The following is a 22,513-nucleotide window of genomic DNA, read 5'->3' on the forward strand; positions in this document are numbered from 1 at the left end:
TTTGCCTTAACGATAGCCCGGGCTGGACGGCAAAAGCAAGCGGGTTTGCTTTAGGATGGAGTCATGACCCGACCGGGTGGCCGCAGTGCCCGCGTGCGAGATGCGGTCCACGACGCCGTCGTGGACCTGCTTGTCATCGGCGAGATCAACGCGGCGATCCCGAAGATCGCCGAGAAGGCGGGTGTGAACCCGACGAGCGTCTACCGGCGCTGGGGCAGCCGCGAGCAGCTGCTGCTCGACGCCGCCGTGACGCGCCTGCGCGCGACGTCGCCGATACCGGACACCGGCTCGCTGCGCGAGGACCTGCTCGGCTGGGCCGAAGGCGTCGAACGCTCGATGTGCGACCCGCGCGGCCAGATCCTGCTGCGCGCGCTCGTCGCCACCCTGGGGCCGGAGAAGGAGCCGCTCGAACACCTCCGTGCCCGCGGCGAAGACCTGCAGGCCGCACTCGACCGGGCCACGGCGCGCGGCGAACCCGCGCCGTCGGTCGAGGACGTGCTCGACTTCGTCCTGGCCCCGCTCTACCTGCGGGTGTTGTTCCGGCGGCCGGTCGAGCCCGGCACCGGCGCCCTCCTCGTCGACCGGTTGCTCAGCTCGCTGCCCGCCGGCCGAGGTGGTTGAACACCAGGTTCAGGACGAACGCCAGCACCGCCGCCACCGTGATCGAACTGCCGCAGATCGTCTGCAGCCAGGCCGGGAAGTGCTTGAAGAAGTCCGGCACGAACGCCGGCAGCAGCCCCACGCCCAGGGCCACCGCCACGACGAAAGTGTTGTGGTTGCCGGAAAACTCGACCGTCCGGAGGTTCTGCGCGCCGACCGCGGCGACCATCGCGAACATCACCACCGCGACCCCGCCGACCACCGGTTCCGGGATCGCCGCGATGAACGCGCCGACCTTCGGGACCAGGCCCATCACGACCAGGATCCCGCCGGTCACCGCGACCACCCAGCGGCTGCGGACGCCGGTCATCCGGACCAGGCCGACGTTCTGCGCGAACGCCGTGTCGGGGAAGGAGTTCATCACCCCGCCCAGCACCGCCGAGACGCCGTCGGTGGCCAGGCCGCGGGCGAGGTCGGTGTCGGTCGGCGGGCGGCCGGTGATCTCGCCGACCGCGATCATGTCGGCCGTCGATTCGGTGAACGTCACCAGCATGACTACGCACATCGACAGGATCGCCGCCACCGGGAACGTCGGGGCGCCGAAGTGGAACGGCGACGCCAGCCCGAACCAGCCGGCCGCGCGCAGGCCGTCCCAGTGCACCAGCCCCATCGGGATCGCCACGACCAGCCCGATCGCCAGCGCCAGCAGCGGGCCGACCTGGTTGGCGAACCCGCGCAGCACGCGGGTGAACAGCACGAGCAGCGCCAGCACGCCGAACGCCAGCCCGATGTGCGACGGCGACGCGTAGTCCGCTGACGTGCTGTCGTGGCCGGCGATCATCGCCGCGCCCGGGCCGAGCAGCGAGACGCCGATGACCAGCAACAGCGTCCCGGTGACCAGGGGCGGGAAGAACCGGATCAGCTTCGCGAACGGCCGCGCGATGAGGAGCCCGAAGACACCGGACGCGATCATCGCGCCGTAGACCGCGGGCAGGCCGTACTGGGACGCGATCAGGATCATCGGGTTGACGACGGTGAACGTCGCCCCCGCCACCACCGGCAGCCGGATGCCCAGCAGCTTCCCGATGCCGATCGCCTGAATCAGCGTCGCGATGCCCGCGACCAGCAGATCGGCGTTGACCAGCAGCCCGATCGTCGCCGGGTCGAGCTTGAGCGCGCTGCCGACGATCAGCGGCACCGCGACCGAACCGGCGTACATGATCGCCATGTGCTGGAGACCGAGCAGGGCGAGCCGCCCGGCGGGCAGGCCCCGGTCGACCGGGTGGACCGCGGATTCCGTCATGAGCGGACGGTAGCAAGCCCCGGGCGCGATGATCATGGTTCGGGGGGCGGCGCAACGGCCGGGAATGTGTGACCATCGGTGCATGACTTCGGGTGGCATTTCCCAGGTGGGCCCGCCGTTTCGCGCCGATCACGTGGGGAGCCTGCTGCGGCCCCCGGTGCTGCGCGACGCGCGACGGCGGCAGGAAAGCGGTGAGATCGGCGCGGAGCAGCTCCGCGCGGTCGAGGACGACGCGATCCGCGACGTGATCAAGATGCAGAAGGCGGCCGGGCTGAGCTCGGCGACCGACGGCGAATTCCGGCGCGCGTCCTGGCACATGGACTTCATCTACGCGCTCGGCGGCGTCTCGAAGAGCGACCGGCGGCTGCACGTCAAGTTCCACAACCTGGCCGGTGACCTCGAGTTCAGCCCGCCGGGCCTGCAGGTCGACGGCAAGGTGCGGCTCGACGAGCCGATCTTCGCCGACCACTTCCGGTTCCTGCAGTCCCATGTGGACCCCGGCGTGACGCCGAAGCTGACCATCCCGTCGCCGAGCATGGTCTACTACCGCGGCGGCCGGGCGGCGGTCAGCGAGAGCGTTTACCCGGACCTCGAGGAGTTCTTCGCCGACCTGAGTGCGGCCTACAAGGAGCAGGTCAGCGCGGTGCACGGCCTCGGCGGCCGGTACCTGCAGCTGGACGACACGAGCCTCGCCTACCTCAACGACCCGGCGCAGCGCGAGCTCGTCGCGCGGATGGGCGGCGACCCGGACACCCAGCACCTGCGCAACATCGCGACGATGAACGCGGCGCTGGAAGGGCGTCCCGAGGACCTCACCGTGACGACCCACCTGTGCCGCGGCAACTTCCGCTCGTCGTGGGCCGCCGAGGGCAGCTACGAGTTCGTCGCCGAGGCGCTGTTCGGCGAGCTCGCCGTCGACGGGTTCTTCCTGGAGTACGACGACGAACGCTCCGGCGGGTTCGAGCCGCTGCGGTTCGTGCCGAAGGACAAGAAGGTCGTCCTCGGCCTGGTCACGACCAAGCGGCCGGAGCTGGAGGACCCGGACGTCCTGGTGCGGCGGATCGAGGAAGCTTCGAGGTACGTCGACATCGACCGGCTCTGCCTGTCGCCGCAGTGCGGCTTTTCGTCGACGGAGGAGGGCAACGACCTGACCACGGACGACCAGCTGCGGAAGCTGGAGCTGATCGTCTCCACGGCCGACCGCGTCTGGGGCGGCCACTGATGATCACCTGCGTCGTCGACTACGTCATCGACCCCGCGAAACTGCCCGACTTCGAACGCTTCGCCGCCGCGTGGATGCGGCTGGTGCAGCGCGAAGGCGGCATCCACCACGGCTACTTCCTGCCGGCGGAGGGGGCGAGCGACGAAGCGCGGGCGCTGTTCAGCTTCGAGAGCCTCGCCGCGTACGAGCGCTACCGGACGCTGTTCGGCGTCGACCCGGACTTCGTCGAGGCCGACAAGATCCGCGACGAGAGCGGGTGCGTGGTGCGGTACCGGCGGACGTTCATGCGGCCGCTGCTGCCGGACGACGACCTCTGACGTGCGGCACAGCGCGCAGCGGCCGCCGTCGGTCGTGGACCGCGTCCTCGACCTGCTGGGCGCGTTCACGGCCGAGCGGCCGCGGCTGACGCTGTCCGAGCTGAGCCGCCGGGCCGGGCTGCCGCTGTCGACCACGCACCGGCTGGCCGGCGAGCTCACCCGGCGCGGCGCGCTCGTGCGCGACGAAACGGGCGGGTACCGCGTCGGGCTGTGGCTGTGGGAAGTCGCGTCGCGGGCGCCGCACGGCGCCGAGCTGCGCGAGAGCGCGATGCCGTTCCTGGAGGACCTTTACGAGGCCACGCACCAGAACGTGCAGCTCGCCGTGCTCGACGGGCCGGAGGTCGTGTTCGTCGAACGCATCTCCGGCCGCGGCGCGGTCAACGTGCTGACCCGGGTCGGCGGCCGGCTGCCCGCGCACGCCACCGGCGTCGGCCAGGTGCTGCTCGCGCACGCCCCGGCCGAGGCCCAGGAGGAAGTGCTGGCCGGTCCGCTCAAGGCGTTCACGCCGAAGACGATCAGCGCGCCCGCGCAGCTGCGGCGGGTGCTCGCGGACGTGCGCCGGGACGGCTACGCGATCAGCGACGGCCAGGTCGAGCTGATCGCGCTCTCGGTGGCCGCGCCGGTCCGCGACGCCACCGACGAGGTCGTGGCGGCGATCTCCGTCGTCGTCCCGGCGGCGGGAACGGACCCGAGGACGCTGGTACCGGCGGTCCGCGCGGCGGCGCGGGGCATTTCGCGCGTGCTGGGCGCACCCCGGCCCGTCGGCGGCTCCTCGACGGCTTGAGGTCGTTGTGATCGGATGGCAGGCATGGGTGAACAACACACGGTGCTCGTCGTCGGGGCGGGGCAGAGCGGGTTCCAGGCCGTGGCTTCGCTGCGGGACCGGGGCTTCGCCGGCCGGGTCGTGCTGGTCGGGGACGAGCCGGGCGTGCCGTACCAGCGGCCGCCGCTGTCGAAGGCGTACCTGGCCGGGACGGCCGGGCTCGAGCAACTCCACCTGCGCGGCGAGGACTTCTTCGCCGAGAAGGACATCGAGCTGGTTTCCGGACGGGCCGCGAAGATCGACCGCGCGGCGGCGAAGGTGCAGCTCGAAGACGGCCGCGAGCTCGGCTACGACTACCTGGTCCTGGCCACCGGCGCCCGCAACCGGACGCTGCCGGTGCCGGGCGCGGACCTGCCGGGCGTGCTGACCCTGCGCACCCGCGACGACGCCGACCGGCTGCGGGAGTCCCTTTCGCGAGCGGAGAACGTCATCGTGGCCGGCGGCGGGTTCATCGGCCTGGAGTTCGCCTCGCACGCCGGTCGCCCGGTGACGATCGTCGAAGCGCAGGACCGGCTGCTCAACCGCGTTGCGACGCCGGAGATCTCCGCGTACTTCGCCGACCTGCACCGCAACGCCGGGCACACGGTGCTGCTGGGCCAAGGTGTCGCGGCGATGCACGGCGACTCGCGGGTGCGTGAGGTCGAGCTGGCCGACGGCACCCGGCTGCCCGCCGACCTGGTCGTCGTCGCGGTCGGGGTGGTGCCGGAGACCTCGCTCGCCGAGGCCGCCGGGCTGCCGGTGCGCAACGGCGTCGTCGTCGACGCGCACCTGCGGACGGCGGACGAGAAGATCTTCGCCATCGGCGACTGCGCCAACTTCCCGTGCGTGCAGGCCGGCGCCGAGACCCGGCTGGAGTCCGTGCAGAACGCCGTCGACCAGGCCCGCAGCGTGGCCGCGGCGATCACCGGCACCGCGGAGCCGTACGCCAGCCTGCCGTGGTTCTGGACCGACCAGGCGGGCGCGAAACTGCAGATCGCCGGCCTCCTGGCGGGCGCCGACCGGACGGTCGTCGCGGGCGACCCGGCGGCCGGCAAGTTCTCCGTGCTGTCCTTCCGCGACGACGTCCTCATCGCCGTCGAGTCGGTGAACCGCCCGGCCGACCACATCGCCGCGCGCCGCCTGTTCACTGCCGAGCCGAAGCCCGCGTACGACGACCTCGAAGCGAGCGCCTTCGACCTGAAGGCTCACTTGAAGGCGGCGTCAACTCGCGGTTGACGCAGGAGGATCGTCAACCTAAAGTTGACGGCATGACCCTACCGACCAATATCAAGCTCGACGACCTCATCAACGCCATCAAGAGCAACAACGACCACGACGCCCTGGCCCAGCTGACCGACGCGGTCTACGTGGGCCAGCACCTCGGCGAAGTGGCCGACCACCTGATCGGCCACTTCGTCGACCAGGCCCGGCGGTCCGGCGCGTCCTGGACCGACATCGGCGCCAGCATGGGCGTGACGAAACAGGCCGCCCAGAAGCGGTTCGTGCCGAAGGTGGACCCCGGCGGCGACCCGTCCGGGGCGATCGAGCGCGTCTACGGCCGCTACACCGACCGGGCGCGGCACGTCGTCGTCGAGGCCCAGAAGGCCGCCGTCGACCACGGCAGCCCGTACATCGACACCGTGCACATCGTGCTGGGCCTGCTGACCGAGCCCGCCGCGCTGGCGGCCGGGGCGATCCTGGCCCAGGGCGTGCAGCTCGACGCCGTCCGCGAAGCCGCCGAAGCGCGGCTGCCCGAGCCGGTCGACCCGGTGCCGAACGTGGTCCCGTTCTCCGCCGCCGCCAAGAAGACCCTCGAGCTCACCATGCGCGAAGGCCTGCGGCTCGGACACAACTACATCGGCACCGAGCACCTGCTCCTGGCGCTGCTCGAACAAGGCGAAGGGGCCGGCTTCGAAGTGCTCGACGGCCTCGGCGTCAAGAAGGACAAGGCCGAGGCGAAGATCTTGGAGGTGCTGGCGGAAATCCTCGCCGCCCGGGGGCAGTGAGACTCCTGGTGGCAGCCGCGGTCCTCGCGCTGCTGCTGGTGACGCTGCTCTGACCGGGCGGGACCAGGGGGTCTTCCCGGTCAGAGCAGCGGCTCGTCAGGCGTCGGACTCCGGGCGGCCGTCGGCGGCCCAGGCCGTGTGGAACGAGCCTTCGCGGTCCACCCGGCGGTAGGTGTGGGCGCCGAAGAAGTCCCGCTGGCCCTGCACGAGCGCGGCCGGCAGCCGGTCCGCGCGGAGGCCGTCGTAGTAGGCCAGGGCCGTCGAGAAGCCCGGCGTCGGGATGCCGAGCTTGACCGCCGTCGAGATCACCGAACGCCACGAGTCCTGCGCGTCCTCGACCGCCTTGCGGAAGCCGCCCGACGTCAGCAGCGTCGGCAGCGCGGGCTCGTCGGCGTAGGCCGCGGTGATGTCGTTGAGGAACTTCGCGCGGATGATGCAGCCGCCACGCCAGATCGAGGCGACCTTGCCGAGGTCGATGTCCCAGCCGTACTCGGTCGCACCGGCCTGGATCTGGTTGAAGCCCTGCGCGTACGCGACCACCTTCGACGCGTACAGCGCCTGCTCGACGTCGTCGGCGAAGCGCTCCAGCGAGGAACCCGACAGGGGAGCCGCCGACGGGCCGCCCAGCCCACGGGCCGCCGCGCGCAGCGACTTGGACCCCGACAGCGAACGCGCGAAGACGGCTTCGGCGATGCCCGAGATCGGAACACCCAGGTCGAGGCCGATCTGCACGGTCCAGCGGCCGGTGCCCTTCTGCTCGGCCGCGTCCTCGACGATGTCGACGAACGGCTGGCCGGACGCCTTGTCGACGTGCGCGAGCACGTCGGCGGTGATTTCGATCAGGTAGGAGTCGAGCCGCCCGGTGTTCCACGTGCGGAACACCTCGGCGATCTCGGCCGGCGCGTAGCCGCCCGCGTGCCGGAGCAGGTCGAACGACTCCGCGATCAGCTGCATGTCGGCGTACTCGATGCCGTTGTGCACCATCTTGACGAAGTGGCCGGCGCCGTCCGCGCCGATGTGCGTGCAGCACGGCTCGCCGTCGACCTTGGCCGAGATGTCCTCGAACAGCGGGCCGAGCGACTCGTACGACTCCTTCGAGCCGCCGGGCATGATGCTCGGCCCGTGCAGCGCGCCTTCCTCGCCGCCGGAGACACCGCTGCCGACGAAGTGCAGCCCACGCTCGCGCAGCGCCTTCTCGCGGCGGCGCGTGTCGGCGAAGTGCGCGTTGCCGGCGTCGATGATGACGTCGCCCTCTTCGAGCAGCGGCGCGAACTCCTCGATGACGGCGTCGGTCGGGCCGCCCGCCTTGACCATGATCACGACCTGCCGGGGCCGCTCCAGCGCGTCGACGAACTCCTGCGCGGAGTACGCCGGGATGAAGTCGCCCTCGTCGCCGAACTGCTCCACCAGCGCGCGGGTCCGCTCCTCGGACCGGTTGTGCAGGGCCACCGTGTGCCCGTGCCGGGCCAGGTTGCGGGCCAGGTTGCGGCCCATGACCGCCAGGCCGGTGACCCCGATGCTCGCCTTCTTGCTCATCCGAATCCTTCCGAAGAACTCTCTCGATTCAGACCCTAGTCCGATCGACGCCTCAAGGAAGGCCACGGAGGAGCAGCTCACCTAGTTCAGGAGAAGCAGCGGATCGGGCCCTTGTTGTAGGCGAGCATGTCGGTGATCGCCGCCACCAGGTCGATGTCCGCGCCCCACTCGGCGCCGTCGAGCTCGGCGTACGCCCGGTGCAGGTTGCCCGGCAGCCGCTCCTGCTCGCCCCAGGACCCGAACTCGCCCAGGTCGGTCTCCTTCGCCAGCTCCAGCGGCGACAGCCCGGCGGCCTTCCCGCGCTCGGCCGTCCGCTGGACGAAGGCGAGGTATTCGTCCACTTTGTCCACCACGTCGAGCCCGCAGGGGCCGCCGTGACCAGGCAAGATCACTTCGGGCGACAGCTCCCGGATCACGTCGAGGCCCTTGCGCCAGCCGGCCACCGAGCCCATCAGCGCGAACGGGCTGCCGCCGTGGAACACCAGGTCACCGGCGTAGAGCACGCGCTCCCGCGGCAGCCAGACCAGGACGTCGTTGGTCGTGTGGGCCGCGTGGCCAGGGTGGATCAGCTGGATCTCGACGTCGCCGGCGTGCACGGTCAGCCGGTCGTCGAAGACGATCTCGGGCGGCCGCGACCGCAGCTCGCCCCAGTCGCTGCCGACGAAGATGCCGTCGAACTTCTGGATGCCCTCGGCGACCATCACCTCGCGCGTCTTGCGGTGGCCGAGCACCGCCGCGCCGGCGACCAGGTAGTTGCCGTTGGTGTGGTCACCGTGGTGGTGGGTGTTGACCAGCGTCGTCACCGGGCTGCCGGTGGTCGCCTCGACCGCGGCGAGCAGCGCCCGCGTGCGGCGCTCGGTCGAGCACGTGTCGATGAGCACGGTGTGGTCGCCGGCGTCGACGAACCCGCAGTTGTTGATGTACCAGGAGCCGTCCGGCTGGACGTAGCCGTGGACCCGGTCGGCCAGCCGGGTGACGGCGGCGGCGGAGGGGGAGCGATCGGTCACCGGGTCACTATGCCGCAGAGACGGCTCCTCCGGTTGGCCGAATAATTCGGAATTTCACTGGTCCAGGCGAGTGATAGCGCAGGTGACTGGCATTCCGCGGCGTTTCCTGGAACGCTGCGCGGTGTCATCATCGAGATCCGCAAGGTGAAGCACTAACCTGGGTGGGTTCGATAGTTCGCGTGCGACGGCGGCCGGTGGCCGCCGTTGCTTGGTAGTGGTCCGGGAGAGCAGGGCGATGGCCAGCACCGTCACCTCGCGCCGGAAGCAGCTCGGGAACGAGCTCCGGCATGCCCGCACCGCGGCGCGGATGACACAGCAGCAGGTCGCCGAGGTCCTCGGCTGCACCCAGGGCAAGGTCAACAAGATCGAGTCCGGTGCCGTCGGGGTGAAGCTCGGGGATGTGCGATCCATGCTGAACGCGTTCGGGATCAACGGCGAAGAGGCCGACACGCTGATGAACCTGGCGCGGGCCGCCGCCGGGCAGCGCGGCCACTGGTCCGGCTACCGCTCGGTGGTGCCGCACTGGTTCCGCACCTTCACCGACCTGGAGCCCGCGGCCGCGGAGATCCTCACCTGGCACGGTGAGCGCATCCCGGGCCCGCTGCAGTCCGAGCACTACATGCTCAAGCAGTTCACCGAGTTCGGCGCCACCGACGTGACGTCGCTGGTCCGCAACCGGCTCGACCGCAAGGCGGTGTTCGAGCAGCAGCAGCCGCCGTACTACCGGTTCATCATCAGCGAAGGCGCGCTGCGCCGGGCCCCGGGCGGGTACGCGCCCGCGGTGATGCTGGACCAGGTCGAGCACCTGCTGTCGCTGGAGAAGCACCCGCGCGTCTACGTGCACGTACTGCCGTTCGGCGCGCGGCTGGCCGCGGTGCCCAACGACTTCACGATCATGCGGTTCCCGGACCGCACGCGGGACTTCGTCTACATCGAGCACTCCGCCGGCGGGCTGTACCTCGACGACGTGAAGGACTTCAACATCTTCGTCGACTCCTGGGACAGGCTGCGCGGCGCCGCGCTGGAGCGTCAGGAGACCCGGCAGTTCCTCAAGGAGCTTGCGGAGGGTTACCGCGCGCAGATGCAGCAGCTCCAATAGGGCGAATGGCGGGGTCAGCTGTCCCGACCTGTGAACAACTTTCGGTAGAGTCACTCTGTTGCGCTTGAATCCACCGGAAGTTGCCGCCCGAAGGGGACATCGTGGACCCCGCCTTCCTCCCCGAGGCCATCGATCTCGACCGCCCGAACGTGGCGAGGATCTACGACTGGGCGCTCGGCGGCACCGCGAACTGGGCGATCGACCGGCAGTACGGCGAGCAGGCGGTGCAGGCGTTCCCGCTGGCCAAGGTCCTCGCCCGCAGCAACCGCGCCTTCCTCGGCCGGGCCGTGCGCTACTGCCTGGCCGAAGGCATCACGCAGTTCCTCGACCTCGGCTCCGGCATCCCGACGGCCGGCAACGTGCACGAGGTGGCCGACGACTACGCCGACGACAGCCGCTGCGTCTACGTCGACCACGAGCCGGTGGCCGTCGCGCACGGGCGGATGCTGCTCGAAGAAGCCGGCGACCTCGACCGGCACGCCGTGCTGCACGCCGACCTGCGGGACGCCGAAGAGGTCTGGGAAGCCGCGCTGGCGACCGGCGTGCTCGACCCGGACCGGCCGATCTGCCTGCTCACCGTGGCGGTGCTGCACTTCCTGCCGGACGTCACCGGCGTGCGCGAAGCCATCCGCGACTACCGGACGCTCCTGGCGCCCGGATCGGCGTACGTGCTTTCGCACGCCACCGAATCGGGCGTCGACGGCGAAGAGCGGGAGCAGATCCGGCGGCTGGTCAAGCTGTCCGAGCGGTCGAGTTCGCCCGCGGTTTCCCGGTCCCTCGGCGAGATCGCCGCGTTCTTCGGTAACTTCGACGTCGTCGAGCCCGGGATCGTGCCTGTGGGAGAGTGGCGCCCGGAGCCCGGCGCCGCCACGGTCCCCCTCGCGAGCGTGGTCGGCGGTGTCGGCCGCAAAGCCTGGAGGACGCAATGACTACGCAGGACCCCGAAGCCCCGGAAGGCGTGGACCTGGACCGGCCGAACGCGGCCCGCATCTACGACTGGTTCCTCGGCGGCGACGCCAACTGGGCCATCGACCGCCAGTTCGGCGAACAGGCGGTCAAGACCTTCCCGATGATCAAGACCGTCGCGCGGGCCGGCCGCGACTTCCTCGGCCGCGGCGTCCGGTACCTGGCGCGCAACGGTATAGACCAGTTCCTCGACCTCGGCTCCGGCGTCCCGACGGTCGGCAACGTGCACGAGGTCGCGACCGAGGTGAACCCGGACGCGCGGTGCGTGTACGTCGACAACGAGCCGGTCGCCGTCGCCCACTCGCAGATCCTCCTGGAGAAGGAGGGGGTTGCGGACCGGCACGCGGTGCTGCAGGGCGACTTGCGCGACCCGGCCGACATCTGGAAGCGCGCGCTCGACACCGGCGTCCTCGACCCGAACCGCCCGATCGGCCTGATCATCGTCGGCGTCCTGTACTTCCTCGGCGAGAACGAGCCGGTGGCCCAGACCATCCAGAAGTACCTGTCGCTGCTGCCGGCCGGCTCGTACTTCCTGTCCTCGCACCTCACCAGCGACGGCCTGCAGGAGATGGCCGACGCGGACAGCCGCGAGACGATCATGAAGCAGTACAACCAGTCGAGCACCCCGCTGCACCTGCGCACCCGCGCGGAGTTCACGTCGTTCTTCGAGGGGCTGGAGCTCGTCGAGCCGGGCATCGTCTACCTGCCGGAGTGGCACCCCGAGGAGATCGAGTCCAAGGCCACGAAGAAGCTCGCGAACGACCCGTCGTTCGTCGGCCACCTCTGCGGCCTCGGCCGCAAACCGTGACGGCAGCCGCCTACGACGCGGTCGCGGTCCGGTACGCCGAGTTCGTCCGCGAGGTCTGGGACGAGCACGCGCTGGAACGGGCGGTCTGGACCGCGTTCGCGGATTCCGTCCGCGGCCGCGGCCCGGTCGCCGACCTCGGCTGCGGGCCCGGCCACCTGACCGCGCACCTGCGTTCGCTCGGGCTCGACAGCTTCGGCGTCGACCTGTCCCCGGCGATGGTCGAGCTCGCCCGGGCCGCGCACCCGGACCTGCGGTTCGAAGTGGGTTCGATGGCGGCGCTGGACCGGCCCGACGCCTCCCTCGCCGGGATCCTGTCGTGGTATTCGCTGATCCACACCCCGCCGGCGGAGGTGCCGGGGCACTTCGCCGAATTCGCCCGAATGTTGGCACCCGGCGGTCACTTTCTGTTGGGGTGCTTCGAATCCCGCGGCGGCCCGCGGACGTCGTTCGACCACAAGGTCACGACGGCCTACTGCTGGCCGCTGGACGAACTGGCCGGTTTCGGGGCTGCGGCGGGGTTCACCGAGGTGGGGCGGGTGTACCGCGAACCGGTCGCGGGGGAGCGGCCCCTGCGGCACGGAAGCCTGCTGCTCCGGAAACCGTAGCCCGGCACGGCAAGAGCCCCGGTTCCGCAGGAAACCGGGGCTCTTTCGGTGGTGGTACGGCAGTTCTGTGTCAACCGGACCTCGGGAAAGCGAACTCCTAGACGCGGGAGCCGAGCCGGCCGCGCAGCAGCGGCGTCAGGTCGATCGACGCTTCCAGCGGGCGGGTGGTCCGGACCCCGTCGGAATGGCGGCGCAGCGGCAGGTCCTGGTCCGTCGCCCACGTCGTCGTCTTGCGCAGCGGTGCCTGGATCAGGCTGAACCCGAAGCGGTTCCGCAGCTCGTTGCCGATCCCCCGGCGGCCACGGAGTTCTTCGTCCTCCCGGCGGAACAGCGAGTTCACCCGGACGGCCATCGTCTACACCCCCAGCTCTCGTCGCGGCGACCGGACGGGTTCGCCGCCGGTCAGGTGCGCGCGGACCAGCCCGGTCGTGGTGGCGGCGGCACGTCCGGAGACGTGGGGCCTGTCCTCGACGATCACGCTGGTCCTCCCCCATGAGGTCGTGCGGCGGTTTGGTTCGTCCGGCCGTGGTCACTCCGACACTTCGACCCGTGTCGGCGACCGCCCGCCGCGAGCAGGCAGTCGTTCACCGACGCCGGCGCCCCGGCCGATGCGATTAATCCTACTCCTGGAATAATCTTCATGTCGAGGCCGAAGCTAGTTGATCACCCGCTTGGCCCTGTGGCTTGCGCCATTGAGACACTGAGTAGCCGGGAGCGGGTGCATTCCGACCAGTTCGCGGCCGCGACCCCATCGATCCTCGGAGGTACGACCCATGGCGGATTATCCGTCGTTCGCGGATTACGATCCGAACACGGCCGTGTCCATGTTCGAAGAGGCCGCCTGGGAGAAGTCCTTCGCCAGCGAGCCCAACGGTGGCAGCTGCGTCGAGGTCAACCTCGGCCGGGAAGGCCTGATCGGCGTCCGCGACACCAAGCTCGCGACCAGCCCCGTCTTCGTCTTCGACAGCGCCGAGTGGGAAGCGTTCCTGATCGCGGTCAAGGCCGGGCAGTTCGACCTGCCCGCCTGAGCCCGTCCGTCCGGCTGGAGAAAAGATGGTGAAGGCCCCCTTCCCGTCCTGCGGTGAAGAGGGCCTCCACGACGCCCCGAATACGTCCGGGTGCCGAATGTGAGCGGAATCTCACCCGATCGCCGGAAGTTCCCCGCCTCGCAACCGGCTGCGGGTCCGGCGCCACGCCAGCACGACGAGCACCACGAGCCCGATCAGCGGCAGCGTGCTGATCGCCCAGCTCACGCCCATCGGCGGCCCCGGTTGCTCCTGCACCGGCAGTGAACGCAGTTCCCCGGTACCGGACCCGGCGGGGCCGTTGACGGTGAAGCGCAACGTCCAGTCGCCCGGCTGCGGCAGCGACCGGACGTCCAGCCCCCAGACCTCCCGCTTGCGCGGGTGCCGCACGAGCGGCTGGGCGCGCCGCTGCGCACCACCGGGGCCGAGCATGGCGAGCGTGCCGGACTTGTCCTCGATCCCGCCGTCCGGGATGAAGGTGAAGTCCAGTGACTGCATGGCTTTCAGCGGCCAGGTGCTGAACCCGACGGTCAGCCCGTACGGCCCGGCCTGCACCCGCTCGGTGTGCACGATGTTGACCGGCTCGTAGGCGTTCGCCGGTGCCGCGGTGGCGAACAGCAACCCCGCCGCGGCAGCCAGAGCCAAGAGTGCCTTACGCATCAGCGTTTTCCCCCTTCTTCGCGGGCGCCAGCAGGCAGAGCATCCCGCCGAACCGCCACCCGGCGAACCCGCCGAGCAGCCCCAGCGCCGCGCTGAGCACGGCGGTCGTCGTCAGGTACCAGGCCGGCGGCAGGTGCGCGCCGGTGTAGAGCAGCATCCGCTGCACCGGCAGGCTCAGCCCGAGCAGCAGCCCGGCGATCCCACCGGCGACCACGGACACCCGGCCCGCGCGCCACCCCCGGCGCCGGCCGGTGAGGTACACCAGTTCCATCAGCGCGGCCACCGGCAGCAGGGCCATCGGCGCCAGCGACGGCATCGCCGGCACCCCGGAAACCGCGTCCCGCAGCGGCAGGCCGACCAGGTCGGCGTAGGCCTTCGCCGCCCACGGCGAGAACCACCAGAACACCGCCTGCACCACCGCGACCAGCGCCGCGGTGCCGGCCGCCCCGCCCGGGCGGCGCACGAACCCGGCCCCGACGGAGACCAGCAGCACCGCCATCATCGACGTCCCGATCGCGACGGCGTCGGCGTAGTCGTCGGGCACCTGCTGCAACCCGAGCGCCAGCACCGGCCCGAAGGTGAGCAGGACGGTCAGCGACGCCAGCGTGCCGAGCCGGCCCCAGCGGTGCTCGCGCGCCGCGGCGAACACCGCGGTCGTGCCGATCAGCGACACCGTGATCGCCAGCAGCAGCCCGATGTGCGGCGGCGAGTCGATGACCGCGTCGAAGCCGTAGAGCCCGTGCCACCACTGGTCCCACAGGCCGTACAGCAGGAACGTCGCCGCGCCGACGCCGGAGACCAGGTAGCCCAGCGGGGCCGCGAACGTCCGGCCGAAGACGTTGACCACGCGGCCGCCGACCCGCGGGTCGACCGGCCGTCCCGCGCGCCGCGCCGCCGTCGTCAGCAGCACGACGGCGAGGCTCGCGAGGCCGACGACCGCGCTGCCCGCGTACAGGAACAGGTGCGGCAGCGTGAAGAACGTGTCCGGCCCGACGTCGTCGTGCCACTGGATGTCCCAGGTCAGCCCGACCAGCGACAGCAGCGACCCGCCGAGCACGACGTTCGCCGGCAGCAGCCCCGTGCGCGCCGGTTTCGCCGCCGACGTGGTGCGCGCGCCGGATGCGGTGAAATCCATGCCCCCTCCTTTACTTGACCAACAACGGAAAGACGACCTGCGCGGGCCCGCCCGGGCCGCGCAGCGAAACGGTGATCTCCCACTGCCCGGCCATCGGCAGCCCGACGTTCGCGGCGCGGAAGCGGCCGGGCCCGTCCGGCCCGGCGGGCACCGGCGGGAACGCGTGCCCCATCTGCGCCATGACCGGTGCGACGGTGACGGCGTCGGGCGCCGGCCCGGTCACCGCCACCGCGAACGTGTTGCCGCCGACGCGCGGCTGGTCCGCGGAGAACTGCACGGTGTAGGGACCGGAAACGGCCTGCTGCGTGGTGGGTTTGGCGCCGCTGCCGCCCCAGAACAGCCAGGCGGCCCCGGCCGCGACGACCAGCGCGACCACGGCGACCAGCAAGGTCGGGCGCTTCACCGGCCGGCCCCGGTCGCCGGGACGTCCACCACGGCGGGGACGGTGAGCACCTGGTAGCCGCGTTCGGCCTGCAGCCAGATCCGGTACCGGCCGGGCGCGGCGAAGGTGTAGGTGAAGCTGACGTCCGGCCCGTACGCGGCGACCGTCTCATCAGGACGGCCGAGCTGGCCGGCGACCGGCGGGATCATGGCGTGGACGTGCGCCCACGTGGGTGCCTTGGCGGCGCCTTCGCCGGCGGGGCCGGTGAACGGCCCGGTGACGATCAGGTGGCCCAGCATGCCCAGCCACGGCTGGAGGTCGCGGGCGGGGAAGTGCGCGGTGATGGTGGTCGGCGTGCCGGGGGTGACGGTGAGGTCGACCGGGGTGCCGTCGACCGTCCGCGGCCCGGCGGCGGGCGGTTCCGGTGCCGGTGCGGCCGTGCCCTTGAGGTCCACTGTGGACCGGACCAGCTGGACGCCGCCGCCGCGGCGGGCGAGTTCCGCGGCGACGGCGTACGTGCCCGGCTCCGGATCGGCGAGGCGGACGCGGTAGTCGCCGGGCCCGACGCGCACCGGGTGCAGGTGGCCGAGGCGTCCCGACGGCGAGACCAGGACGAGGTGCACCAGGGCGTTGTCGTGGACGAGCAGGTCGTCGACCGGCCGTCCGGTGGCGCCGTCGGTGAGGGTGAGCCGCAGGTTTCCCTGCCGGGCTTCGACGGCGAGGTTCACCGGCGGCCGCGAATAGTCCACTGTGGACAGCTGGGCGTTGGCGTACGGGTCGGTGACGTTGTCGAACGTCGGGTCGAGCTGGCTGCCGGGCGCCGGCGGCGGGGGAGTGCTCGCCGACAGCAGCGCGCCGGTGACGGCGACGGCGATCGCGGCCACCGCGCCACCCGCCGGGATCAGCGCGAACGCCGTTCTCCTCGCTCGCACACCCACGCCCAAGGCCAGCAACAGGAAAACGCCCGCGGCGACGAACCCGCCGTAGGTCGCCTTCTCCCACGGTGGCACCACCCGCGCGGGCACCAGGAACGGGATGGTCGCCGCCGGCCCGGTGCCGTCGCTCAGCGAGAGCTCCCACGGTCCCGGCTTGTCGACACGCAGGTTTCCCGCGTACATCCCGGGTTCGGCGCCGAGGACGACGTCGGCGCGCGACGCCGTGACACCGTCGGCGGCCACGGTCAGGTGCAGCGTGCCGGGCGCGGTGCCGCGGTGCGTCACGACGTCGACCCGCAGCGGCGACGGTGTGGTGTCGACGCGGCGGATGATCACGGTCAGTTCGCGCGCGCCGAGCGTCTGCGCCACCTGGACGTCGGCGCCGGACGGTGCGCCGTCGGCGTGCGCGGTGCCGCTGCCGGCCGCGATCCCCAGGATGGCCAGCAGCATCAGCAGCGCCAGTTTCGGTTTGCTCCCCATTGTGGTTCGAACCTAACCGGCGCAACCGGTGGCGGGCGTCACGGCGGCGAGGGAACGCCGGTCCCCAGTCCGGGGGACCGGTGCCCCCGGGAATCTCAGGGCCGCAGGAATCGCCGCAGGTGGGCGACGGTTTCTTCGGGCTGTTCTTCCGGCAGGAAGTGGCCGCACTCGGCGAGGGCTTCGCCGGTGACGTCGTCCGCGTACTCGCGCCAGATGTCGAGCGTGGGAAGGGTGCCGAGCAGGCCGTTCGCGCCCCAGAGCGCGAGGAGCGGCTGGGTGACGCGGTTTCCGGCGGCGAAGTCGGCGTCGTCGAGTTCGGCGTCGTCGGGGAAGGAGGCGCGGTAGTCGTCGAAGCCGGCCCGGAGCGCGCCGGGCCGGGAGAACGCGCGGACGTACTCGGCCTGCGCGTCGGCGTCGAGGGCGTGGCGCTGGAAGGTCCAGCGTTCGAAGAAGTAGCCGAGGTAGCCGGCGATGTTCTGGCCGGCCAGGAGCTCCGGCAGGTCGGGCTGGAGGTGGAAGAGCCAGTGCCAGTACGCCTTCGCGACGCCGGTGTCGAGGCGCTGCCACATGGCGCGCGTGGGCGCGATGTCGAGCACGGCGAGGCGTTCGACCTGGTCCGGGCGGTCGAGGGCCCACCGGTGCGCGACGCGGCCGCCGCGGTCGTGCCCGGCGACGGCGGTTTTCGGGAAGCCCAGGTGCTCGGCGAGCGCGGCGACGTCGGCGGCCATCGTGCGCTTGTCGTAGCCGGTCTTCGGCTTGTCGGTGCGGCCGTAACCGCGCAGGTCGGGGGCGATCACGGTGTGGGTCTCGGCGAGCGGCGCGAGGACCTTGTGCCAGCAGTGCGACGTCTGCGGCCAGCCGTGCAGGAGGAACAGCGGCGGGCCGTCGCCGGCGCGCAGGTAGTGCATGCGGATGCCGTTCACGGTGGCGACGTTATCTAACCGGTTCATAGGGTTAGACGGTAGCGCTGCTTCTAACTGTCTTCAAGGGTTAGAATGACCGGCATGGAGTGGGTCTTCGACGGCGGACGGCCGTGCCTCGATCTCGTCAACACGATGCGCAGCCGGCACGAGGACGGCGTGGAGCTGCTGACGGGTCCGGATGCGCTCGCGGAATGGTTCTCGCTGGCGGGTCTCACGACGGGCCCGATCCCGGTGACGGCGGGCAACGTGCTGGCGGCGAAGGCGCTGCGGGAGGCGATCGACCGGGTGCTGCTGCCGCCGGAGGAGCCGTCGAAGATGGACGTCGAGCTGGTCAACAACGCGGCGGCCTCGGCCCCGGCACCACCCCCGCGGCTCATCCCGACCAGCGACGGCTTGCGCCGAGAGGTCCCGGCCCCGAAGAACCCGGTGGCGGCGGCGTTCGCAGCCCTGGCGGCGGATGCGATCGACCTGGCCACGAGCGACGCAGAGGTCAGGGTGTGCGCGGCCGACGACTGCGGCTTGCGGTTCTGCGACGCCTCACCGCGCCGGAACCGCCAGTGGTGTTCGATGTCCCGCTGCGGAAACCGAGCCAAGGCCCGCGCCCACTACGCCCGCACCCTCACCCGCGACTGACCGACCCTCCAGGCACGCGAGATGCCCCTCCAGACACGCGAGATGCCTTTCCAGATACGCGTGATGCCCGCCCAATCACGCCAGTTCGACCTCCAGTCACGACCCTTGCGTCGAGCCGGGGCCGTGGCCGCCGATCAGGCGCTCGTAAACCCCGGGGTGCGCCCGGAACCACACGTTGAGCTTCCCCACCCACCGCATCGGCGCCGTCCGCAGCCACGCCGGGATCGGGCGGCACGCCACCCGCACGCCGCCGGCGAACCGCGTGAACCGTCGCTCGTCCGCCTCTGTCCACTCCAGACCCAGCGACTCCCGCAACGAGGCCGGCAACGTTCCCCGGATCAAGCACAACTGCCCCCGCCGCACTGCCCGCCACCACGGGTCCGGCAGCCATCCGACCGGCTTCTCCACCGTCCGGAGCGTCTCCAGGAGGGCCTCGATCGTCGGATTGGGGCCGAAACCCGCCACCGTCGCGTCGTAATACCGCTCGAACGCCGCCCAGTCCGGTGGTAGGTCCCGCTCCCGGACGCCGAGCAACCGCCCGATGCCGCACATCTGCGCGTAGTACTCCTCAAGCTCCACATCGGACATTCGGACGCCGAAAAACCGTTGCGCGTCAACCGGAGCCTTCACCAGCGTTGCGTGCACCCACGCGTACGCCGCCGGGTCCAGGGCGCTGTAGCGCCGTCCGTCCGCCACCCCGGTGAACGACCGGTGCAACGACCGCAACCGCGCCGCCTCCACCTGGGCGCCTGCTGTTCCGCCGTACACGTAGATCGACAGCGAGGCCACCGTTCGCATCAACCGCGTCCACGGATCCGACGTGTAGTCCGAATGGTCCCGCACCCCCGCCGCGACGACCGGGTGCGCCACCTGCAGCACCAGCACCTGACCGGCCAGCAGCCCGTCGCGGAAGTCGCCGAAGTACTTCCACGCCGCCGTGCCGCGGACGATCGGGCGGGTCATCAAGCCCCGCGGAGCAGCATCATCAGCGGCTCGGCCACCGGTGTGTCCGTCTCGCCCGTCGCCAGTCGCCGCAGCTGCAGGCCCGCGATCAGCGCGACCACCGGGCCGGCCAAACGCTGCGGCTCCGGGACTCCCAAAGCCGCCAGGATCGTCACCGCCAGCTCGTCGTACGCCGCGAAGCAGCGCGACGAAGCTTCGTGCAGCTCCGGATCCCGCGCCGACTGCAGGTACAGCTCGTGCGCGCCGAGCTCGTCCGCGCCGAACGGCAGCTGCGCGATCACGTTCTCGACCACCGACGCCGCCTGCTCGACGCTCAGGCCCTCCGACCGGTAGCCGTCGACGATCGCGCCCAGCTTCGCCGTCTCCTCCTCGACGAACAGCAGCATCGCCTCGCGCAGCAACGCCGTCTGGCTCGGGAAGTGGTAGGTCAGCGTGCCGAGGGAGACGCCGGCGGCCGCGACGATCCGGCGGTTCGTCAGCCCGCCGACGCCGTGTTCGCCGACGACGGTCAGCGCGCCGCGCAGGATGGCGTCCCGGGTGCTTACCAGCTTGTCTCGGGATGCCGCTCCGGCCACCGTTCGACCTCTTCCAGTTGCGCGGCAAGCGAAATCAGCCGCTCCTCGGCGTGCGACGGGCCGAGCAGCTGGGCCCCGAGCGGGAGCCCGCCGTCGGTGAGCCCGGCCGGGACGTTGACCCCCGGCCAGCCCAGCACGTTCCACGGCCAAGCGTACGGGCAGGCGGCGATCATGGCCTGGTCGGTCTCCCAGCCGGACAGCCCGTCGAACGTCCCGATCGGCGGCGGCGGGGTCGCGGTCGTCGGCGTCAGCAGGACGTCGACGCGGCCGAACACCGAGCCGATCCGCCGGTGCAGGCCCGGCTCGAGGGCCCGCGCCAGCCGCAGTGCGGGACCGGCCAGCAGTCGGCCGTGCCCGGCGTTGCTGCGCGTGCGCGGGTCGAGCCCGGTCCGGTCGGGCACCCGCATCGCCCAGTCGCGGACGCCGGTCAGCGACCGCGGCAGGAACGTCAGCCCGATCAGCCCGTAGTCCGGTTCGACCTCGACGATCTCGTGGCCCAGTCCGGCCAGCGACTCCGCGAGCCGGCGCACGGAAGCTTCGACGACCGGGTCGAGCCGGGTCTTGGTGGCGGTGAACGGGATCCGCGTCGACAGCCCGATCCGCAGCTTCCCGGGCTCGCGCGCGGCGGCGGTGCGGAACGCGCTGCCGGTGCCGGCCGCGACGTCGAGCAGCAGGGCGGCGTCGCCGACCGTGCGGGCCAGCGGGCCGAGCACGGTCAGGCCGTGGAACAGCTCGCCATCGGTCGGGATCCGCCCGCGCTGGGTCTTGACGCCCACCAGCCCGGTCCACGCGGCCGGGATGCGCACCGAACCGGCGCCGTCGGACCCGAGCGCGGCCGCGATGACCCCCGACGCCACCGCGGCCGCGCTCCCGCCCGAAGAACCCCCGGGGGTATGGCCGGGGTGCCACGGGTTGCGCGTCACGCCGAAGGCCGGGCCCTCGGTGAACGGCCACTGGCCCAGCTCGGGGGTGTTCGTCTTGCCGATGATCACCGCTCCGGCCTCGCGCAGCAGCGCGACGGCGGGCGCATCGGAGGTGGCGCACGGGAATTCGCCGACGCAGCCGAAGGACGTCGGCAGGCCGGTGAGGTCGACGTCGTCCTTGATCGCGACCGGGACGCCGAGCAGCGGCGCGCGGTCCCCGGCCCGCAGCCGCTCGTCCGCTTCCGCCGCTTCGGCGAGCGCTGCGTCGTCGCGCAGGTGCCGGAAGGCGTTGAGCGTGGGCTGGCTCGCGTGCGCGCGCCCCAGCGCGGCCGCGGTGAGCTCGGCGGAGGTGACCTCACCCGCGGCAAGCTGCGCGGCCTGGGCGGCGAGGCCCGTGAAGTCGAGGCTCGTAGCGGTCATGGCGGCCCCCGAAGGTTCTCGTTCGTTCGAACGAACGTTACCGGATACCGCCGGTCTTCGGCCACCTTTGCGGCAGACTGGGCGCCATGACCTTCGACTTCGCCGGCTTCCCGGACGCCGCACTGGCCGCGATCCCCCGCGTCGACCTGGGCGGCTGGCCGACGCCGCTGCAGGCGGCACCCCGGCTCGGCGAAGCACTGGGCCTGCGGAACCTCTGGCTGAAGCGCGACGACGTCCACCCGCTCGGCGCCGGCGGCAACAAGCTCCGCAAGCTCGAATACCACCTGGGTGCGGCCGAAAAAGCCGGCGCGGACACCGTGATCACCTTCGGCGCGCTCCAGACCAACCACGGGCGGCAGACCGCCGCCGCGTGCGCGAAGCTCGGCCTGCGCTGCGAACTCGTGCTCACCGCCAAGGTCCCGCGCGACGGCGAGGCGTACGAACGCGGCGGCAACCTGCCCCTCGACCGGCTCTTCGGCGCCACCGTCCACATCTGCGCCGACGGCGAGGAGACCGGCCGCACCTACGACCGGCTCGTCGCCGAAGCGCGGAAAGACGGCCGGAAGGTCTTTACCGTCCCGGTCGGCGGCTCCAACGACCTCGGCGCGCTCGGCTACGTCCGCGCGACGCACGAACTCGCGAAACAGCTGGAAGAACGCGGTATCGAGCGCGCCCACCTCGTCGTCCCGCACGCCAGCGGCGGCACCGCGGCCGGGGTGGTCCTGGCCACCGCCCTGCTGAAGAACCTCGGCGTCGGCATCGCCTGCGTCAGCCACCCGCTCGACGAGGCCACGGAGAACCTCCACGACCTCGTCGGCGGCGCGGCCAAGCTCCTCGGCGTCGAACCGCCGCCCTTCACGCACGCGCGGCTGGGCGACTCCACGCTCGGCCCCGGCTACGGCATCCCGACCGACGCCGTCTGGAACGCCCTACGGCTCTTCGGGCGCACCGAAGGCGTGGTGCTCGATCCGGTCTACACCGGCAAGGTGGCCGCCGCGCTGGTCGAGTGGGCCGGCCACTTCGCCCCGGACGACCACGTGGTGTTCCTGCACACCGGCGGCATGCCCGGCCTGTACGGCTACGCGCCCGAATTCGCGGCGGCCGTCGAAGGCTGACTCCAGCCGGGTCGCCAGCCACAGCAGCGTGCCCAGCAGCACGACGTCGGCGAGCAGCAGCAGCCGCTGCATG

26 protein-coding genes are annotated in these 22,513 nt (G+C 71.6%); 13 read left to right on the forward strand and 13 right to left on the reverse strand.

Features of this window, described 5'->3' with window-relative positions; genetic code table 11:
• The first annotated feature begins 63 nt into the window (after window positions 1-63).
• Window positions 64-621: a TetR/AcrR family transcriptional regulator C-terminal ligand-binding domain-containing protein gene (locus ABZW17_RS06575; protein WP_354810333.1), complete on the forward strand. Its 558-nt coding sequence runs from the start codon at window positions 64-66 to the stop codon at window positions 619-621.
• On the opposite strand, the gene ABZW17_RS06580 is transcribed toward ABZW17_RS06575, so the two are convergent.
• The gene (locus ABZW17_RS06580; RefSeq protein ID WP_354810335.1) at window positions 590-1,903 is read right to left on the reverse strand and encodes a nucleobase:cation symporter-2 family protein; all 1,314 of its coding nucleotides are present in this window, start codon (window positions 1,901-1,903) and stop codon (window positions 590-592) included. The genes ABZW17_RS06575 and ABZW17_RS06580 overlap by 32 nt on opposite strands.
• 82 nt (window positions 1,904-1,985) lie before the next feature.
• Between ABZW17_RS06580 and ABZW17_RS06585 the strand changes: the two genes are divergently transcribed.
• Genes ABZW17_RS06585 through ABZW17_RS06605 form a run of 5 tightly spaced genes read left to right on the forward strand, consistent with a single transcriptional unit; the run spans window position 1,986 to window position 6,250 of the window.
• A complete protein-coding gene (locus ABZW17_RS06585; protein ID WP_354810337.1) occupies window positions 1,986-3,125 on the forward strand; it encodes a 5-methyltetrahydropteroyltriglutamate--homocysteine S-methyltransferase in 1,140 nt (379 codons plus the stop codon).
• On the forward strand, window positions 3,125-3,442 hold the full coding sequence (locus tag ABZW17_RS06590; protein WP_354810339.1) for an NIPSNAP family protein: 318 nt from the start codon (window positions 3,125-3,127) through the stop codon (window positions 3,440-3,442). Before ABZW17_RS06585 ends, ABZW17_RS06590 begins: the two co-directional genes overlap by 1 nt.
• Before the next feature lies 1 nt (window position 3,443).
• Entirely contained in the window at window positions 3,444-4,226 is a 783-nt protein-coding gene (locus ABZW17_RS06595) for an IclR family transcriptional regulator (RefSeq protein ID WP_354810341.1), read from the forward strand.
• Window positions 4,227-4,250: 24 nt separating this feature from the next.
• On the forward strand, window positions 4,251-5,480 hold the full coding sequence (locus tag ABZW17_RS06600; RefSeq protein ID WP_354810343.1) for an FAD-dependent oxidoreductase: 1,230 nt from the start codon (window positions 4,251-4,253) through the stop codon (window positions 5,478-5,480).
• Window positions 5,481-5,512: 32 nt separating this feature from the next.
• Window positions 5,513-6,250 carry a Clp protease N-terminal domain-containing protein gene (locus ABZW17_RS06605; RefSeq protein ID WP_354810345.1) on the forward strand — a complete coding sequence of 246 codons (738 nt, stop codon included), beginning with the start codon at window positions 5,513-5,515 and terminating at the stop codon, window positions 6,248-6,250.
• A gap of 96 nt (window positions 6,251-6,346) precedes the next feature.
• Here ABZW17_RS06605 and gndA read toward each other — a convergent pair whose 3' ends face one another.
• The gene (gndA, locus tag ABZW17_RS06610) at window positions 6,347-7,786 is read right to left on the reverse strand and encodes an NADP-dependent phosphogluconate dehydrogenase (RefSeq protein WP_354810347.1); all 1,440 of its coding nucleotides are present in this window, start codon (window positions 7,784-7,786) and stop codon (window positions 6,347-6,349) included.
• An 86-nt stretch (window positions 7,787-7,872) separates the two neighbouring features.
• Window positions 7,873-8,793 carry an MBL fold metallo-hydrolase gene (locus ABZW17_RS06615; RefSeq protein WP_354810349.1) on the reverse strand — a complete coding sequence of 307 codons (921 nt, stop codon included), beginning with the start codon at window positions 8,791-8,793 and terminating at the stop codon, window positions 7,873-7,875.
• A gap of 235 nt (window positions 8,794-9,028) precedes the next feature.
• On the opposite strand from ABZW17_RS06615, the gene ABZW17_RS06620 reads away from it, so the two are divergent.
• From ABZW17_RS06620 to ABZW17_RS06635, 4 genes are all read left to right on the forward strand, one after another.
• A complete protein-coding gene (locus tag ABZW17_RS06620; RefSeq protein ID WP_103354905.1) occupies window positions 9,029-9,892 on the forward strand; it encodes a helix-turn-helix transcriptional regulator in 864 nt (287 codons plus the stop codon).
• Between the two features lie 101 nt (window positions 9,893-9,993).
• Window positions 9,994-10,821, forward strand: a complete 828-nt coding sequence (locus tag ABZW17_RS06625) for an SAM-dependent methyltransferase (RefSeq protein ID WP_354810351.1) — start codon at window positions 9,994-9,996, stop codon at window positions 10,819-10,821.
• Window positions 10,818-11,666, forward strand: a complete 849-nt coding sequence (locus ABZW17_RS06630) for an SAM-dependent methyltransferase (RefSeq protein ID WP_354810353.1) — start codon at window positions 10,818-10,820, stop codon at window positions 11,664-11,666. Before ABZW17_RS06625 ends, ABZW17_RS06630 begins: the two co-directional genes overlap by 4 nt.
• A complete protein-coding gene (locus tag ABZW17_RS06635) occupies window positions 11,663-12,271 on the forward strand; it encodes a class I SAM-dependent methyltransferase (protein ID WP_354810355.1) in 609 nt (202 codons plus the stop codon). The genes ABZW17_RS06630 and ABZW17_RS06635 overlap by 4 nt, the downstream gene beginning before the upstream one ends.
• A 97-nt stretch (window positions 12,272-12,368) precedes the next feature.
• Here the strand turns inward: ABZW17_RS06635 and ABZW17_RS06640 are convergent, their stop codons facing one another.
• Together ABZW17_RS06640 and ABZW17_RS06645 are read right to left on the reverse strand one after the other, a co-directional pair.
• Window positions 12,369-12,623, reverse strand: a complete 255-nt coding sequence (locus ABZW17_RS06640) for a hypothetical protein (protein ID WP_354810357.1) — start codon at window positions 12,621-12,623, stop codon at window positions 12,369-12,371.
• Between the two features lie 3 nt (window positions 12,624-12,626).
• A complete protein-coding gene (locus tag ABZW17_RS06645; protein WP_354810359.1) occupies window positions 12,627-12,749 on the reverse strand; it encodes a hypothetical protein in 123 nt (40 codons plus the stop codon).
• 295 nt (window positions 12,750-13,044) lie between these two features.
• On the opposite strand from ABZW17_RS06645, the gene ABZW17_RS06650 reads away from it, so the two are divergent.
• Complete coding sequence (locus ABZW17_RS06650; protein WP_354810361.1) at window positions 13,045-13,299, forward strand: DUF397 domain-containing protein; 255 nt, start codon at window positions 13,045-13,047, stop codon at window positions 13,297-13,299.
• A 111-nt stretch (window positions 13,300-13,410) separates the two neighbouring features.
• On the opposite strand, the gene ABZW17_RS06655 is transcribed toward ABZW17_RS06650, so the two are convergent.
• The 5 genes from ABZW17_RS06655 to ABZW17_RS06675 form a co-directional block, all read right to left on the reverse strand.
• Window positions 13,411-13,956 carry a hypothetical protein gene (locus tag ABZW17_RS06655; protein ID WP_354810363.1) on the reverse strand — a complete coding sequence of 182 codons (546 nt, stop codon included), beginning with the start codon at window positions 13,954-13,956 and terminating at the stop codon, window positions 13,411-13,413.
• Entirely contained in the window at window positions 13,949-15,091 is a 1,143-nt protein-coding gene (locus tag ABZW17_RS06660) for a hypothetical protein (protein ID WP_354810365.1), read from the reverse strand. Before ABZW17_RS06660 ends, ABZW17_RS06655 begins: the two co-directional genes overlap by 8 nt.
• A gap of 10 nt (window positions 15,092-15,101) precedes the next feature.
• A complete protein-coding gene (locus ABZW17_RS06665) occupies window positions 15,102-15,494 on the reverse strand; it encodes a FixH family protein (protein WP_354810367.1) in 393 nt (130 codons plus the stop codon).
• Window positions 15,491-16,888: a hypothetical protein gene (locus ABZW17_RS06670; RefSeq protein ID WP_354810369.1), complete on the reverse strand. Its 1,398-nt coding sequence runs from the start codon at window positions 16,886-16,888 to the stop codon at window positions 15,491-15,493. The genes ABZW17_RS06665 and ABZW17_RS06670 overlap by 4 nt, the downstream gene beginning before the upstream one ends.
• Before the next feature lie 95 nt (window positions 16,889-16,983).
• Window positions 16,984-17,838, reverse strand: a complete 855-nt coding sequence (locus ABZW17_RS06675) for an alpha/beta hydrolase (protein WP_354810371.1) — start codon at window positions 17,836-17,838, stop codon at window positions 16,984-16,986.
• A gap of 54 nt (window positions 17,839-17,892) precedes the next feature.
• Between ABZW17_RS06675 and ABZW17_RS06680 the strand changes: the two genes are divergently transcribed.
• Complete coding sequence (locus tag ABZW17_RS06680) at window positions 17,893-18,444, forward strand: CGNR zinc finger domain-containing protein (protein ID WP_354810373.1); 552 nt, start codon at window positions 17,893-17,895, stop codon at window positions 18,442-18,444.
• A gap of 96 nt (window positions 18,445-18,540) precedes the next feature.
• Here ABZW17_RS06680 and ABZW17_RS06685 read toward each other — a convergent pair whose 3' ends face one another.
• From ABZW17_RS06685 to ABZW17_RS06695, 3 genes are read right to left on the reverse strand one after another with little or no spacing between them, the layout of a single operon-like run.
• Window positions 18,541-19,407 carry an oxygenase MpaB family protein gene (locus tag ABZW17_RS06685; protein WP_354810375.1) on the reverse strand — a complete coding sequence of 289 codons (867 nt, stop codon included), beginning with the start codon at window positions 19,405-19,407 and terminating at the stop codon, window positions 18,541-18,543.
• Entirely contained in the window at window positions 19,407-19,982 is a 576-nt protein-coding gene (locus ABZW17_RS06690; RefSeq protein ID WP_354810377.1) for a TetR family transcriptional regulator, read from the reverse strand. The genes ABZW17_RS06685 and ABZW17_RS06690 overlap by 1 nt, the downstream gene beginning before the upstream one ends.
• Entirely contained in the window at window positions 19,949-21,325 is a 1,377-nt protein-coding gene (locus ABZW17_RS06695) for an amidase (RefSeq protein ID WP_354810379.1), read from the reverse strand. The genes ABZW17_RS06690 and ABZW17_RS06695 overlap by 34 nt, the downstream gene beginning before the upstream one ends.
• A gap of 86 nt (window positions 21,326-21,411) precedes the next feature.
• Between ABZW17_RS06695 and ABZW17_RS06700 the strand changes: the two genes are divergently transcribed.
• Window positions 21,412-22,440 carry a D-cysteine desulfhydrase family protein gene (locus ABZW17_RS06700; RefSeq protein WP_354810381.1) on the forward strand — a complete coding sequence of 343 codons (1,029 nt, stop codon included), beginning with the start codon at window positions 21,412-21,414 and terminating at the stop codon, window positions 22,438-22,440.
• The last annotated feature ends 73 nt before the right edge of the window (window positions 22,441-22,513 follow it).

Source organism: Amycolatopsis sp. NPDC004625 (genome assembly GCF_040609695.1).
Classification (GTDB): Bacteria; Actinomycetota; Actinomycetes; order Mycobacteriales; family Pseudonocardiaceae; genus Amycolatopsis.

Bases quoted from the DNA above. Each gene is read 5' to 3' on its own strand.
- ABZW17_RS06575 (WP_354810333.1), top strand. From the start codon at position 64: ATGACCCGACCGGGTGGCCGCAGTGCCCGCGTGCGAGATGCGGTCCAC.
- ABZW17_RS06580 (WP_354810335.1), bottom strand. From the start codon at position 1,903: ATGACGGAATCCGCGGTCCACCCGGTCGACCGGGGCCTGCCCGCCGGG.
- ABZW17_RS06585 (WP_354810337.1), top strand. From the start codon at position 1,986: ATGACTTCGGGTGGCATTTCCCAGGTGGGCCCGCCGTTTCGCGCCGAT.
- ABZW17_RS06590 (WP_354810339.1), top strand. From the start codon at position 3,125: ATGATCACCTGCGTCGTCGACTACGTCATCGACCCCGCGAAACTGCCC.
- ABZW17_RS06600 (WP_354810343.1), top strand. From the start codon at position 4,251: ATGGGTGAACAACACACGGTGCTCGTCGTCGGGGCGGGGCAGAGCGGG.
- ABZW17_RS06605 (WP_354810345.1), top strand. From the start codon at position 5,513: ATGACCCTACCGACCAATATCAAGCTCGACGACCTCATCAACGCCATC.
- gndA (WP_354810347.1), bottom strand. From the start codon at position 7,786: ATGAGCAAGAAGGCGAGCATCGGGGTCACCGGCCTGGCGGTCATGGGC.
- ABZW17_RS06620 (WP_103354905.1), top strand. From the start codon at position 9,029: ATGGCCAGCACCGTCACCTCGCGCCGGAAGCAGCTCGGGAACGAGCTC.
- ABZW17_RS06630 (WP_354810353.1), top strand. From the start codon at position 10,818: ATGACTACGCAGGACCCCGAAGCCCCGGAAGGCGTGGACCTGGACCGG.
- ABZW17_RS06640 (WP_354810357.1), bottom strand. From the start codon at position 12,623: ATGGCCGTCCGGGTGAACTCGCTGTTCCGCCGGGAGGACGAAGAACTC.
- ABZW17_RS06650 (WP_354810361.1), top strand. From the start codon at position 13,045: ATGGCGGATTATCCGTCGTTCGCGGATTACGATCCGAACACGGCCGTG.
- ABZW17_RS06655 (WP_354810363.1), bottom strand. From the start codon at position 13,956: ATGCGTAAGGCACTCTTGGCTCTGGCTGCCGCGGCGGGGTTGCTGTTC.
- ABZW17_RS06660 (WP_354810365.1), bottom strand. From the start codon at position 15,091: ATGGATTTCACCGCATCCGGCGCGCGCACCACGTCGGCGGCGAAACCG.
- ABZW17_RS06670 (WP_354810369.1), bottom strand. From the start codon at position 16,888: ATGGGGAGCAAACCGAAACTGGCGCTGCTGATGCTGCTGGCCATCCTG.
- ABZW17_RS06675 (WP_354810371.1), bottom strand. From the start codon at position 17,838: ATGAACCGGTTAGATAACGTCGCCACCGTGAACGGCATCCGCATGCAC.
- ABZW17_RS06680 (WP_354810373.1), top strand. From the start codon at position 17,893: ATGGAGTGGGTCTTCGACGGCGGACGGCCGTGCCTCGATCTCGTCAAC.
- ABZW17_RS06685 (WP_354810375.1), bottom strand. From the start codon at position 19,407: ATGACCCGCCCGATCGTCCGCGGCACGGCGGCGTGGAAGTACTTCGGC.
- ABZW17_RS06695 (WP_354810379.1), bottom strand. From the start codon at position 21,325: ATGACCGCTACGAGCCTCGACTTCACGGGCCTCGCCGCCCAGGCCGCG.
- ABZW17_RS06700 (WP_354810381.1), top strand. From the start codon at position 21,412: ATGACCTTCGACTTCGCCGGCTTCCCGGACGCCGCACTGGCCGCGATC.